The sequence below is a fragment of the Halomonas sp. AOP7-E1-9 genome, from assembly GCF_052376035.1.
In the GTDB taxonomy this organism is placed as follows: domain Bacteria; phylum Pseudomonadota; class Gammaproteobacteria; order Pseudomonadales; family Halomonadaceae; genus Vreelandella; species Vreelandella citrativorans.
Map to the genome: position 1 here is coordinate 16492 of NZ_JBQSVC010000020.1, position 11850 is coordinate 28341.

The following is an 11850-nucleotide window of genomic DNA, read 5'->3' on the forward strand; positions in this document are numbered from 1 at the left end:
TATGAGAGACGCGATGAGCATCTACGGTGACTACATTAAGTCGGTTATTCGCACCGTTCCTGATTGGCCTGAGCAGGGGGTGAACTTTCGTGATATCACTCCGTTATTACAAAACAGTGCGGCGTTTCGCAAACTAATTGATAGTTTCGTGCATCGCTATCAGGAAATGAACCTGGATGCCATCGCCGCGATTGATGCGCGTGGTTTCATTATCGGTGCACCGCTCGCCTATGAGCTAGGTTGTAGCTTTGTACCGGTTCGCAAAAAAGGCAAACTGCCTTTTAAAACGATCAGTGAAACCTACAAGCTGGAATACGGTCATTCGGAAGTAGAACTACATTCTGACGCTTTTCAGGAAGGTGACCGGATCCTGCTGATGGATGACCTGATTGCTACCGGTGGCACCATGTTGGCCGCCGCCAACCTTATTCAGCGTTCTGGCGGGCATGTCGTAGAAACCGCCACTATTATTGACCTACCCGAGTTGGGCGGTTCTCAGAAAATTCGCGATGCTGGCTTCAGCGTATTCGCGGTATGTTCTTTCAACGAAGACGAGTAACGCCTCTCATGAGCAGCGAACGCTATCACCAACACTTCATTATTTCCTGGGACCAGCTGCACCGAGATGTGCGTCAGCTTTGCCACCAAATGATGGAGCGGGACTTCAAGGGTATTGTGGCGATTACCCGTGGCGGGTTAATCCCGGCGGCACTTATTGCACGTGAGCTTAACGTGCGCCTGATTGATACGATCTGTATTAAAAGCTATGACCATATGGATCAGGGCGGTCTGAATATCATGAAGGGCGTTGACCATGATGGCGAAGGTTGGCTGTTGGTCGATGATCTGGTGGATACCGGTAAAACCGCGCGTGCGGTACGTGAAATGATGCCTAAAGCGCATTTTGTCACTATCTATGCCAAGCCAGAAGGGCGCCCCCTGGTTGACCAATATCTCACTGAAGTGGCTCAGCAGTGCTGGATTCAATTCCCTTGGGATATGGGAGTTGCCTATGTTGAGCCTCTCGTTGATCAAGTTAAAAGGACTTATGACTAATCCATTAACGAACGACTGGGGCCGGTGGCTCGGTGATGAATTTCAAGCCGACTATATGAAGGCGTTGAAACAGTTCTTGGCTCAGGAAAAAGCGGCTAAAAAGGTTATTTACCCTCACTCTTCTGATTGGTTTCGTGCGTTTGAACTGACGCCATTGGAAGAGGTGAAAGTCGTTATTCTAGGTCAGGACCCGTACCACGGCCCCCGTCAAGCGCATGGGTTAAGCTTTTCTGTTCAGCCGGGGGTGAAAATCCCCCCGTCGCTTGCCAATATTTATAAAGAACTGGCAAACGATGTGGGCGTTAAACCGGTGCCGCATGGCAGCCTGGTTAGCTGGGCCAAACAAGGCGTTTTGCTGTTAAACACGGCGTTAACCGTTGAGCAAGGCAATGCCGCGTCGCATCGCGGCAAAGGTTGGGAGCCGTTTACCGATCGAGCAATCGAAACGGTAAGTCAGCATGCTCCGCCGTGCGTGTTTTTGTTATGGGGTAGTCATGCGCGCCAGAAAAAAGCGTTGATTGATCAGCGGCGCCATTTAGTGCTGGAATCGCCCCATCCTTCGCCGCTGTCTGCCCATCGGGGCTTTTTTGGCAATCACCAGTTTTCTCAAGCGAACCAGTTCCTGCTGGGGCAAGGACGTTCGCCCGTTGAATGGCAACTGCCCGAAAGCGCTTAACCTGATGGACAGATGCAGGTAGAATGCGCGCAATTTTGTATGCCTGAAGATGCGGCCTGAGTCGTTATCCTGATATCACACTGCAGTGAGGAAGCCCCATGAGTGTCTACGCCATTAACCATCCGCTTGTTCAACATAAGCTGGGACTGATGCGCGAAGCTGATTTGAGCACCAAGAGCTTTCGTGAACTGGCAGGTGAAGTGGCCAAGCTCTTGACTTACGAGGCCACGAAAGGCCTGGAGCTTGAGGATCACGAAATTCAAGGTTGGAACGGCGAGCCTATCGCCACACGCCGACTTAAAGGTAAAAAAGTAACGGTTGTGCCCATTCTGCGGGCTGGTTTAGGCATGCTGGAAGGCGTTACGGATTTGATTCCCAGTGCGCGCGTCAGCGTTGTCGGCCTTTATCGCGATGAAGAAACGCTGCAGCCTGTGCCGTATTTTGCGAAATTCGCTAACGATATTGAAGAGCGCATGGCGCTGGTGATTGACCCGATGTTGGCAACCGGTGGTTCCATGATCGCCACACTGGACATGCTGCGTGAGCGGGGCTGTGAGCATATGAAGATCATTGTTCTTGTCGCTGCTCCCGAAGGCATCAAGCGTGTGCAGGATGCTTACCCAGACGTGGAAATTTATACGGCCTCGGTAGACGATCGACTCGATGAGAATAGTTATATCGTGCCGGGATTGGGAGATGCCGGCGATAAGATATTTGGAACGCGTTAAGCGTTTTGCCTAACGGTGCCCCTTACGCTTCGCGTTGGGGGCATTTTTTTGCCTTTTCGATATAAATTGATTCCTGGGAGTTGAGTGATGAGTAATGCTGGCAGCCGGTCCGAGTCTTGGCCGAAGGTACTGCTGACCGGAGCACAAATGCTGTTTGTCGCATTTGGCGCGTTGGTACTGGTTCCGCTGTTAACGGGCCTGGATCCAAGTGTTGCACTTTTTACTGCCGGTGCGGGAACGTTAATATTTCATGCGGTTACTAAGCAGTCGGTGCCGGTATTTTTGGCGTCCTCGTTTGCGTTTATCGCGCCTATTCAGGGGTCTATTGCCAGTTTCGGTGTTTCCGCGACGCTTGGCGGTTTAATGGTAGCCGGTCTTGTGTATGTCATTATTTCCCAGATCATACGCGTACGCGGTATCGGTTGGCTAAATCGTTTGTTACCGGCGGTGGTGGTTGGCCCGGTCATCATGGTGATTGGCCTGGCGTTAGCGCCAGTGGCCGTTAGCATGGCAACCGGGGAAACCAGCGACAATATCAGCTATGGTCAAGCGATCTTTTTATCCATGGCCAGCCTGCTGGTGACGCTGGTATTAGCGGTATTTGGGCGTGGCCTGCTGCGTTTGATTCCCATTATGGGGGGTATTGTTACCGGTTATGCACTCTCCCTGGTGATGGGGGTTGTCGATTTTACACCGGTACATGAAGCGGCCTGGCTTGGAATACCCAATTTTACGGCGCCTAGCTTTCATTGGGCGGCTATTTTATTCATGATTCCTGTGGCCATTGCGCCTGCGGTTGAGCATATCGGAGATATGGTGGCGATTGGTTCGGTAACGCGTAAAAATTATCTCGAAAAACCGGGCCTGCACCGTACATTGCTGGGCGATGGTTTGGCGACCATGGTGGCGGCACTGTTTGGCGGCCCACCCAACACGACGTATTCCGAAGTAACCGGTGCCGTAACACTGACGCGGGCGTTTAACCCTGTTTATATGATTGTCGCGGCGATTATCGCCATTCTGCTGGCCTTTATTTCCAAACTGGGTGCACTGTTGCAAACGATTCCAGGTCCGGTAATGGGCGGCATTATGACGCTGCTGTTTGGCTCGATTGCTGTCGTCGGAATGAATACGCTAGTACGTGCGGGTCAGTCGCTAACCGCGCCACGCAATCTGGTGGTGGTGTCGTTGATTCTAGTGTTTGGTATTGGCGGCATGCAATTTGGGGGAGGTCAATTTACCCTGCAGGGCGTAAGCTTGGCGGCTCTCGTAGGTATCGTACTGAATTGGCTATTGCCTCGTGAGCGCGAAGGGGAGTAACAGCTCCCTCGTCCTTATCAGGATTCATTACCAGGGAAGGAGACATGTATATGGTAAGTAATGTAGCCACTGCATTTCCCGTACTCGGCGTTGTCGCTTGGAGTGGAACGGGAAAAACGACGCTACTAACGCAGTTGCTGCCACGGTTGCGCCAGGCAGGGCTAAAGGTAGCTGTCATAAAGCATGCCCATCACAGTTTTGAAGTGGATAAACCCGGTAAAGATAGCTATGAGCTGCGTAGCGCCGGGGCGGCACCGATGCTGGTCGCCTCACGGGAACGCTTTGCGCTAATGCAGGAAACGCCGGGTCAGGATGAGCCAGACCTGGCAGCGTTGCTGGCGATGATGGCTTACCATGAGCCAGACCTTGTGATTGTCGAAGGATTCAAAGCATGGCCCATTCCCAAGCTCGTACTGTATCGTAAGGGAATTGGAGAGCCGTCTATTCTTCATGATGCGACGATTCAGGCGGTGGCGCTTGATGATCAACCACCGGTTGAGCTTGACCCCCGGATTACCCCGCTAAACCTTAATGATATCGATGCAATTACTCACTGGGTGCGTACGTGGGCTAGCACTCAACCCAATGGCACATTTTTAAAACATAGGTGATAAACATGCAGCTAACCCACCTCAATACGCGTGGTGAAGCTAATATGGTCGATGTGGGTGATAAGCACGAAACACGTCGTGAGGCCGTCGCCTCGGGGCGGATTTTAATGCAGCCAGAAACGCTGAAGCTGCTAAGTGATGGCGAGTTACCCAAGGGCGATGTCATTGCAACGGCCCGTATTGCCGGTATTCAGGCCGCGAAGCGTACCCATGAATTGATTCCCTTATGTCATTCGTTGGCGCTTTCCAAAGTCTCCATTGAATTTGATATCGACCCTGCGCAGGGCTGTGTCCACGTGACGGCACTGTGCCGATTAAATGGGCGCACGGGTGTTGAGATGGAGGCGCTTACCGCGGTGTCGGTCGCGTGTTTAACGCTCTACGATATGTGTAAAGCCGTCGATAAGGATATGTGTATCGACGCTGTTCAGCTTGAAAGCAAACGCGGCGGCGTACGTGGTGATTATCAGCGCAGTGCTCGCCCGCAAGCCCCCATTGTGACGGGGGAGGGGACGGCAGGCGAAGTGACATTAGGCGAACGCTGCGCCTCGCCCTGTGTTCGGGTGAAGTTTTTAGCCGAGCTGCGTGAACGTGTCGGTGTGAGTGATACGGTGCTTGATCTGGACCAGGTGCCGAGCCGTGATATTGCGGGTTTGAAGGCTGCGCTGAGCCAGCGTGATACACGATTTAGCGTGCTCACCGACCAACGGACGCTGTGTGCGATTAACCAGGTGATGGCCAACGATAGCGCACGGATTACTGACGAGGATGAAGTCGCCTTTTTTCCACCCGTGACAGGGGGCTAAACGATGAATATCCAGGTCCGAGTCCAGTCAGCGCCTTTTTCATTAGGCGATGGCTATGCGTCGACGCTCGCCCAGCGAACCGATATTGGCGCGGTTGTCAGTTTTACAGGGTTGGTTCGGGACTTTAACGAGTCGCCTGATGTCACCGGGCTTACCCTGGAACATTACCCCGGCATGACAGAGCGTACGTTGGAGCAGATAGGCGAACAGGCGTGGCAGCGCTGGGCGCTCCAAGCGGTTTATATTGTTCATCGGGTGGGTTACCTGGCGCCGGGGGATCCCATCGTTAGGGTGCTGGTGGCGAGCGCTCACCGGCGCGAAGCATTTGAAGCGTGTGACTTTATTATGGATTTTTTAAAAACCCAAGCGCCGTTCTGGAAAAAGGAGCATTCCACCAAGGGTGAGTATTGGGTGAAAGAGCGCGCTGCCGATTGGCAAGATGCCGAGCGCTGGTCATAAGGCTATTACAGTACCCGCCTGGCGAGTACGCTGCGTTCTACAGGATTCGGTTACGCCTCGTTGCGTTTATAGAGGCGCTTCCGCGGCCATTATTTGTAAGTGGACCTCGGGCATGTGCTGCATGTGGTCCGCCAACCAATGAATCAAGCGTGGCTGTAGCGCAAGGCGCAAATCAGCCAGCGTATCCGCTTTAATCTCCTCCAACTGATTGTCCAGCCATTCGCTAAAGCTATCTTCGTCGAGCGGGCTGGCGCTGTTGCTATCCAGCATCAAGCGACCGATGCGCCACCATCCGGTATCGCTGGCCGCGACAGGCAGGGCGAGAAATAAACTGCCTCGGCGCGTCGTGGTTTTGGTGGCCTCCAGGCCTGGATGCGGCACAACGCTATTTTGATTAACGATACAGGGCGGTTGAGGGTGGCGGGCTTCGCAGCGCAGTCCCAAGTGGTCCATAACGATCATGTCGCCATTAACGGGTGCTAAAGGTGCGCTGATGCCCAAGGAGTCTGCAATCGCTTGGTGGGCCTGCTGGTGGCGCGCTTCGCCGTGCACGGGGATCAAATATTTGGGCCTGATCCACTGGTAGAATGTGATGAGTTCTTCTTGCGCAGGGTGGCCTGTGGCGTGCAGCTCAGGATGATTAACCTCATCAAAGATCGTGACCCCAAGTTGGACCAAGCGTTTTTTGAGCTGCTCTATAGGGCGTTCATTGCCGGGGATAGCTTTGGCAGAGAAAATGACGTTATCGCCAGGCTCAAGGTCAATAAACGGGTGGCGCCCTTGGGCCAGTCGTTGCAGTGCTGCACGAGGCTCACCCTGGCTACCTGTGGCGATAATCACCACTTCATCGGGGGGCAAATAGCCCAAATCATGGGGGGGAACAAGCGCTGGGAAGTCATCCATGTAGCCAAGCCCACGTGCAATGCTCACCATGCGCTCCATGGATCGTCCCATCAAACTGACCCGACGGCCGCATTGATGAGCCGCCCGGCCAATGGCCAGTACGCGTGCAAGGTTGCTTGCAAAACAGGAGACCACGACGCGGCCCTTGCACTCCTTCAGGCTTTTAGCCAGCGCTTTAGCCACATCGCCTTCACTGCTGGAGTGGCCAGGCAGAGGGGCATTGGTTGAATCACCTACTACTAAATCAATCGGGGCAAGCGCTCGAAAGTGCGCCGCGTTAATGGGCGTGCCAATCAGCGGCTCTGGGTCCAGCTTCCAATCCCCTGTGTGCATTATGCGGTAATCGCCCATCACGATGACCAGCGCGCAGCTTTCAGGGATCGAATGGGTAACCGGCAAATAGCGCACCGAAAAGGGTGCCGTTTCCATTGCTTCGCCCGGCTCGATAATCTTAATCGCGGCGCTACTTAGCTGGTGTTCAGCGAATTTTGCACGTAAGAGACCTGCCGCAAGTGGGGTGGCATAGATAGGGCAGTTCCACTTGGGCCATAACCAGGCAACCGCGCCAATGTGATCTTCATGTCCATGCGTTATAAATAACGCTTGGGGCGTTATGTTCAGTGCCTCGGCGGTGCCCAGGTTAGGTACTTGAAGGGGCGAGTTAGGCAAATCCTGGCGAATCATCATGCCGCAGTCGACCGCGATCCAGTGATCGTCGTATCCATACAGCGTTAGATTCATGCCGATTTCACCACACCCACCCAGCGGCAGTAGGCGCAGAGGTGGGCGGCGGCGAGGACGAAGTTGAACGCGTGGTGGATGCATCGGTTATGAAAAGCCTAAAAAGTAATGCCTTAACTATACGGGAAGGCAGGGGCGGCTAACAATGACCCCCGACATTAGATAACGGTGCTTCGTTAATAGGGTTCCGGTACACTAGGCAGCCGTTATTTACGGCGTCGCTATTTAGCCGCTGTTTGCGGCGCCGTTGCACTATGCCAATAGACGATGCCAATAGTGGTTTGTCATTTGTATTTCGTAGGTCGTCAAGAGTACTTCACATGTCTCATTATTACCGTTTAGTCGTTTCCTGCCCCGATCAGGTGGGTATTGTTGCCCGTGTGTCTGGATTTATTGCTCAACAAGGCGGCTCTATCACCGAGGCCAGTCAGCATTCTGACTTGCAAACGGGCCGCTTTTTTATGCGTTATGAGATATTGGCCGATTCGCTTGGCATGTCCGTTGACACATTACGCAGCGCCTTTGAGCCAATTGCTCAAGAGTTTTCCATGCAGTGGGCGCTAATGGATACTCAAAAGCGTCGGCGCGTCATCCTCATGGTCTCCCGTGAGTCTCACTGCCTGGTGGATTTACTTTACCGTTGGCAGGCAGGTGAGCTGGATTGTGATATCGCCGGTGTGATTTCTAATCACGAAGATATGCGCTCAATCGCTGAGTGGTACGGTATTCCTTATCACCATGTGCCGGTGGACCCGAATAATAAGGAAGAGTCGTTTACTCAGGTGCAGGAGCTTATTGATAACGCGCGAGCGGACTGTATTGTATTGGCGCGCTATATGCAGATTCTGCCCCCGTCGTTGTGTGAGCGTTACGCTGGGCAGGTGATTAATATTCACCACAGCTTCTTGCCTTCATTTGCCGGTGCCAAGCCTTACCATCAGGCTTATGAACGCGGCGTAAAACTAATTGGCGCGACGTGCCACTACGTGACGGAGGAGTTGGATGCCGGGCCGATTATTGAGCAGGACATTCATCGTGTGAGCCATTGCCATACGCCAACTGACCTGGTTCGCTTTGGGCGCGATGTAGAAAAAGCCGTATTGGCGCGAGGCCTGCGCTGGCATCTGGAGGACCGCGTTTTGATCCACGGCAATAAGACCGTTGTCTTTAGCTAAGCGTTTTAAAAACTGTTTAAGCTGAACCAGTAACAAAACAAGGGGGTGGCCATGAAAATGGCCACCCCCTTGATGCTTTTAAAAACCGATTTTACGCAAACGGCTTATTAGCCTAACGCTTGGCCATTACCGCCACGGATGACGCCTACACCTACGCCTTCAATATCCAGGGATTGGGTTCGCAGGTCGATTTCAATCGGTGCAAAATCAGCGTTTTCCGCAATCAGCATGACCTGATGCCCTTGGCGTTGAAAGCGTTTTACGGTGACTTCATCTTCCAGCCGCGCAACGACGATTTGCCCATCACGTACACGATCAGTGCGGTGCACCGCCAGTAAATCGCCTTCCAGGATGCCCACATCCTTCATGGATAAACCGCGTACCCTCAGGAGGTAGTCGGCTTTAGGGGTGAAATATTCCGCGGGTAGCGGGCAGTAACGGTCAATATGCTCCGCTGCAAGGATCGGGTTGCCAGCGGCCACTTCACCAATAACCGGCAAGCCCATTGGCGGAAGCTCATTGCTGTTGGCTGCAACGGTGGCGGGTAATTCGCTAACGTCCTGAGCTTCCTGGTTGGGGAGGCGAATCCCCCGCGACGTATTGCGAATAATCCGGATAACGCCTTTACGCTCAAGAGCACGTAAATGCTCTTCAGCGGCATTGGGGGATTTAAAGCCCAAGGCCTTGGCAATTTCGGCGCGGGTGGGAGGGTAGCCGAATTCACCCATAGTTTTTACTATAAAATCAAAAACATGTTGCTGACGTGCTGTGAGTGGCCGCGACATACCAAACTCCATAAACAATAAAAGACAGTCGGTATCTGTCTGCTTGATCAGTATGTGTTTAAGTATACAGTATGTTGCTCTATCCAGTACATGGTTAAAAAAGCAGCTTGTTAAAACACTGTTTGTGAGCGGTAAGACGTTTGAATTAACGCTAATGCGCAGGGTAGCCAAATAAAAAAAACGGTGAATAAGGGTGATTGAGCCTGATTAAGATATGACTTACTATTCTGGCATGTTTTAAACACTCGTTTCTCCGGAGGCCATAATGGCACAATCTGACACGGTGTCACGCATTCTGGATACCGCTGAGGTGCTGTTTGCAGAGCGTGGCTTTGCTGAAACGTCACTGCGTAACATTACCAGTAAAGCACGGGTAAACCTGGCGGCTGTTAATTATCATTTTGGTTCCAAGAAAGCCCTTATCCAAGCCGTATTCTCACGCTATCTAGACCCGTTTACTCAGCGTTTTCATGGTGCGCTCGATGAGCTTGAAGCCCACTATGCCGATCGCGCCATCCCCCTGGAAGAGCTACTTGAAACAATGGCCACCACGGTGCTGGCAGTGCCTGCTGAACGGGATAGTTTGAAAGTCTTCATGCGCTTATTGGGATTAGCCTATAGCCAAGCGCAGGGGCATTTACGGCGCCATATTCAAGAGCAATATGGGGATGTGTTTACCCGCTTTACCGGGCTTGTGCGTAAGGCGACCCCTGATTTACCCGATGCCGAGCGTTTTTGGCGGCTGCACTTTATGTTGGGTACGGTCATTTTCACCTTGTCGGGGCTGGATGCGCTACGTGATATCGCCTCCAAGGATTATCAGGAGCAGGTGACTGTGCGTGATTTAGTGCGACGCTTGCGCCCTGTGGTCGTTGCCGCCATGAATGCTCCACTGCCGCAAGAGGTTGAAGGAGCGCAGCATGCGAACGCCCCTGTTAGCTGAGTTGCCACCTAAAAAAGACGGCTGGATCGAAATTGATACCGGCGCACAAATCCTGCGCTGGTGGCAGGGTCAAACACCAGACTTTGAGTGCGCTATCTCTACTGGACGCGCTGGCGTTGGCCAGCAAGAAGGAAGTGGCCAAACGCCGCATGGCTGGCACTATGTTCGCGCGGCAATTGGCCATGAACAGCCGGTCAATGCGGTATTTAGAGGCAGGCGTTTTACCGGTGAAATTTTCTCAAGTGACTTGGCCGACGCTCATCCGACACGTGACTGGATTTTGACGCGTATTTTATGGCTGTGTGGGTTAGAGCGAGGATTTAACCGTGCAGGCACGGTTGACTCTCAGCGCCGCTATATTTATGTACACGGAACGCCGCCCGATCAACCGATGGGCAAACCTGCTTCACATGGCTGTGTTCGTATGCGCAACGAGGACCTGCTTTATATCTTTGAGCGCGCCGTGCCTGGAACGCCTGTTTGGCTACATGGCAGCCATCTGTAATGGCCTTACGCAGAGGCTTTTTTGACTCTGTGCGTTGATCGTCTAAAATCATCGGCCCTTTTGTTGGATCCCTGCTAATGACTCAACCTATTGGCCCGGTCATGCTCGACCTGGAAGGGCCTGAATTATCCAATGCTGAAAAGCGCTTGCTGCTTGAACCTGCTGTCGGTGGCGTGATTTTGTTTGCCCGTAATGTGGAAGACGCCTACCAGGTGCGCAAGCTGTGTAGCGATATAAGGCGTATACGGGGCGATCTTTTATTGGCGGTTGACCAAGAGGGTGGCCGTGTACAGCGTATCAAAAAAGGGCTTACCCGCTTACCGGCCATGGCCCGGATTGGCGAGCGTTATGCTCAAGACCCTGAAGAAGGCCGCTCTCTCGCCATAGACGCAGGTTGGTTGCTTGGCATGGAAATGGCCGCCTGTGGGCTGGATTTAAGCTTTGCACCCGTGCTTGATGTGGATAGCGGAATTTCTAGCGTCATCGGCGACCGTAGTTTCAGTGGTGACCCTGAGCACGTTGCTCAATTAGGCGCCGCTTTTGTTGAGGGCTTGCATCAGGCGGGCATGACCGCTGTGGGTAAACACTTCCCTGGTCACGGCGGCGTAGCCGCGGATTCCCATGTCGCACTGCCCATTGATGAGCGTTCAATGGAGGCAATTAAACAGCGTGACCTTGTCCCCTTTGAACAGCTAGCCCCCCAGTTGGATGGCATCATGCCCGCGCATGTCATTTATCGAGCGTTTGATACACGCCCGGCGGGCTTTTCGCCCAGTTGGTTGGGTATGCTGCGTGAATCGCTGGGCTTTAAAGGCTGTATTTTTTCAGATGATTTAAGTATGGCAGGTGCTCACGAAGCGGGCTCGCCACGCGAGCGTGCCGCTGCTGCGCTCGCCGCTGGCTGCGATATGTTGCTGGTGTGTAACGACCGTGCCGCTGCGCTTGAGGTTGTTGAAGCCAGCCAAGGCATCGCCAATAAGCGCCCTGCGAAACTCCGCTATGGCCGTGCACGACCTGATTTGGATGCGCTGACCGCGCTGGGGCGTTGGCGACGTACGCATGCCAGGCTAGAAGCGCTGGCGGACTTCCCTAACCCCACCTGATTTTTCTTTTCGCAATATTGCTACATTTTTTGGGAGTTA

At 53.2% G+C, this 11850-nt stretch carries 14 protein-coding genes; 12 read left to right on the forward strand and 2 right to left on the reverse strand.

Annotated features, from left to right (window positions below):
* The first annotated feature begins 13 nt into the window (after positions 1-13).
* From ACT3R4_RS11890 to moaE, 8 genes are all read left to right on the forward strand, one after another.
* Positions 14-559 (forward strand): adenine phosphoribosyltransferase, encoded by a 546-nt coding sequence (locus tag ACT3R4_RS11890; protein WP_172118434.1) that lies wholly within the window; start codon positions 14-16, stop codon positions 557-559.
* A gap of 8 nt (positions 560-567) precedes the next feature.
* Positions 568-1056, forward strand: coding sequence for a xanthine phosphoribosyltransferase (gene gpt / locus ACT3R4_RS11895; protein WP_087107385.1), 489 nt, complete (start codon positions 568-570; stop codon positions 1054-1056).
* The gene (gene ung, locus ACT3R4_RS11900) at positions 1049-1732 is read left to right on the forward strand and encodes a uracil-DNA glycosylase (RefSeq protein ID WP_441679137.1); all 684 of its coding nucleotides are present in this window, start codon (positions 1049-1051) and stop codon (positions 1730-1732) included. Before gpt ends, ung begins: the two co-directional genes overlap by 8 nt.
* A 98-nt stretch (positions 1733-1830) precedes the next feature.
* Positions 1831-2460: a uracil phosphoribosyltransferase gene (upp, locus tag ACT3R4_RS11905; RefSeq protein ID WP_441679138.1), complete on the forward strand. Its 630-nt coding sequence runs from the start codon at positions 1831-1833 to the stop codon at positions 2458-2460.
* Positions 2461-2547: 87 nt separating this feature from the next.
* The gene (locus tag ACT3R4_RS11910) at positions 2548-3780 is read left to right on the forward strand and encodes a uracil-xanthine permease family protein (RefSeq protein WP_193054654.1); all 1233 of its coding nucleotides are present in this window, start codon (positions 2548-2550) and stop codon (positions 3778-3780) included.
* A 50-nt stretch (positions 3781-3830) separates the two neighbouring features.
* Positions 3831-4391: a molybdopterin-guanine dinucleotide biosynthesis protein B gene (gene mobB / locus ACT3R4_RS11915; protein WP_172118438.1), complete on the forward strand. Its 561-nt coding sequence runs from the start codon at positions 3831-3833 to the stop codon at positions 4389-4391.
* A gap of 5 nt (positions 4392-4396) precedes the next feature.
* Positions 4397-5197, forward strand: coding sequence for a cyclic pyranopterin monophosphate synthase MoaC (gene moaC, locus ACT3R4_RS11920; protein WP_172118439.1), 801 nt, complete (start codon positions 4397-4399; stop codon positions 5195-5197).
* 3 nt (positions 5198-5200) lie between these two features.
* Complete coding sequence (gene moaE / locus ACT3R4_RS11925; RefSeq protein WP_441679139.1) at positions 5201-5656, forward strand: molybdopterin synthase catalytic subunit MoaE; 456 nt, start codon at positions 5201-5203, stop codon at positions 5654-5656.
* Between the two features lie 66 nt (positions 5657-5722).
* Here moaE and ACT3R4_RS11930 read toward each other — a convergent pair whose 3' ends face one another.
* Positions 5723-7300: a ribonuclease J gene (locus ACT3R4_RS11930; protein ID WP_441679163.1), complete on the reverse strand. Its 1578-nt coding sequence runs from the start codon at positions 7298-7300 to the stop codon at positions 5723-5725.
* Between the two features lie 320 nt (positions 7301-7620).
* Here ACT3R4_RS11930 and purU point away from each other — a divergent pair, with 320 nt between their 5' ends.
* Positions 7621-8475, forward strand: a complete 855-nt coding sequence (gene purU, locus ACT3R4_RS11935) for a formyltetrahydrofolate deformylase (RefSeq protein ID WP_441679140.1) — start codon at positions 7621-7623, stop codon at positions 8473-8475.
* Positions 8476-8582: 107 nt separating this feature from the next.
* On the opposite strand, the gene lexA is transcribed toward purU, so the two are convergent.
* Positions 8583-9260, reverse strand: coding sequence for a transcriptional repressor LexA (gene lexA, locus ACT3R4_RS11940; protein WP_441679141.1), 678 nt, complete (start codon positions 9258-9260; stop codon positions 8583-8585).
* Positions 9261-9525: 265 nt separating this feature from the next.
* Between lexA and ACT3R4_RS11945 the strand changes: the two genes are divergently transcribed.
* From ACT3R4_RS11945 to nagZ, 3 genes are all read left to right on the forward strand, one after another.
* Entirely contained in the window at positions 9526-10203 is a 678-nt protein-coding gene (locus ACT3R4_RS11945; protein ID WP_172118443.1) for a TetR/AcrR family transcriptional regulator, read from the forward strand.
* Positions 10181-10708 (forward strand): L,D-transpeptidase, encoded by a 528-nt coding sequence (locus ACT3R4_RS11950; RefSeq protein ID WP_172118444.1) that lies wholly within the window; start codon positions 10181-10183, stop codon positions 10706-10708. Before ACT3R4_RS11945 ends, ACT3R4_RS11950 begins: the two co-directional genes overlap by 23 nt.
* Before the next feature lie 77 nt (positions 10709-10785).
* Complete coding sequence (nagZ, locus tag ACT3R4_RS11955; protein ID WP_441679142.1) at positions 10786-11811, forward strand: beta-N-acetylhexosaminidase; 1026 nt, start codon at positions 10786-10788, stop codon at positions 11809-11811.
* Positions 11812-11850 lie beyond the last annotated feature (39 nt).

Excerpts from the sequence above, each read along its gene's own strand:
- ACT3R4_RS11890 (WP_172118434.1), top strand. The coding sequence starts at position 14 with ATGAGCATCTACGGTGACTACATTAAGTCGGTTATTCGCACCGTTCCT.
- gpt (WP_087107385.1), top strand. The coding sequence starts at position 568 with ATGAGCAGCGAACGCTATCACCAACACTTCATTATTTCCTGGGACCAG.
- ung (WP_441679137.1), top strand. The coding sequence starts at position 1,049 with ATGACTAATCCATTAACGAACGACTGGGGCCGGTGGCTCGGTGATGAA.
- upp (WP_441679138.1), top strand. The coding sequence starts at position 1,831 with ATGAGTGTCTACGCCATTAACCATCCGCTTGTTCAACATAAGCTGGGA.
- ACT3R4_RS11910 (WP_193054654.1), top strand. The coding sequence starts at position 2,548 with ATGAGTAATGCTGGCAGCCGGTCCGAGTCTTGGCCGAAGGTACTGCTG.
- mobB (WP_172118438.1), top strand. The coding sequence starts at position 3,831 with ATGGTAAGTAATGTAGCCACTGCATTTCCCGTACTCGGCGTTGTCGCT.
- moaC (WP_172118439.1), top strand. The coding sequence starts at position 4,397 with ATGCAGCTAACCCACCTCAATACGCGTGGTGAAGCTAATATGGTCGAT.
- moaE (WP_441679139.1), top strand. The coding sequence starts at position 5,201 with ATGAATATCCAGGTCCGAGTCCAGTCAGCGCCTTTTTCATTAGGCGAT.
- ACT3R4_RS11930 (WP_441679163.1), bottom strand. The coding sequence starts at position 7,300 with ATGAATCTAACGCTGTATGGATACGACGATCACTGGATCGCGGTCGAC.
- purU (WP_441679140.1), top strand. The coding sequence starts at position 7,621 with ATGTCTCATTATTACCGTTTAGTCGTTTCCTGCCCCGATCAGGTGGGT.
- lexA (WP_441679141.1), bottom strand. The coding sequence starts at position 9,260 with ATGTCGCGGCCACTCACAGCACGTCAGCAACATGTTTTTGATTTTATA.
- ACT3R4_RS11945 (WP_172118443.1), top strand. The coding sequence starts at position 9,526 with ATGGCACAATCTGACACGGTGTCACGCATTCTGGATACCGCTGAGGTG.
- ACT3R4_RS11950 (WP_172118444.1), top strand. The coding sequence starts at position 10,181 with ATGCGAACGCCCCTGTTAGCTGAGTTGCCACCTAAAAAAGACGGCTGG.
- nagZ (WP_441679142.1), top strand. The coding sequence starts at position 10,786 with ATGACTCAACCTATTGGCCCGGTCATGCTCGACCTGGAAGGGCCTGAA.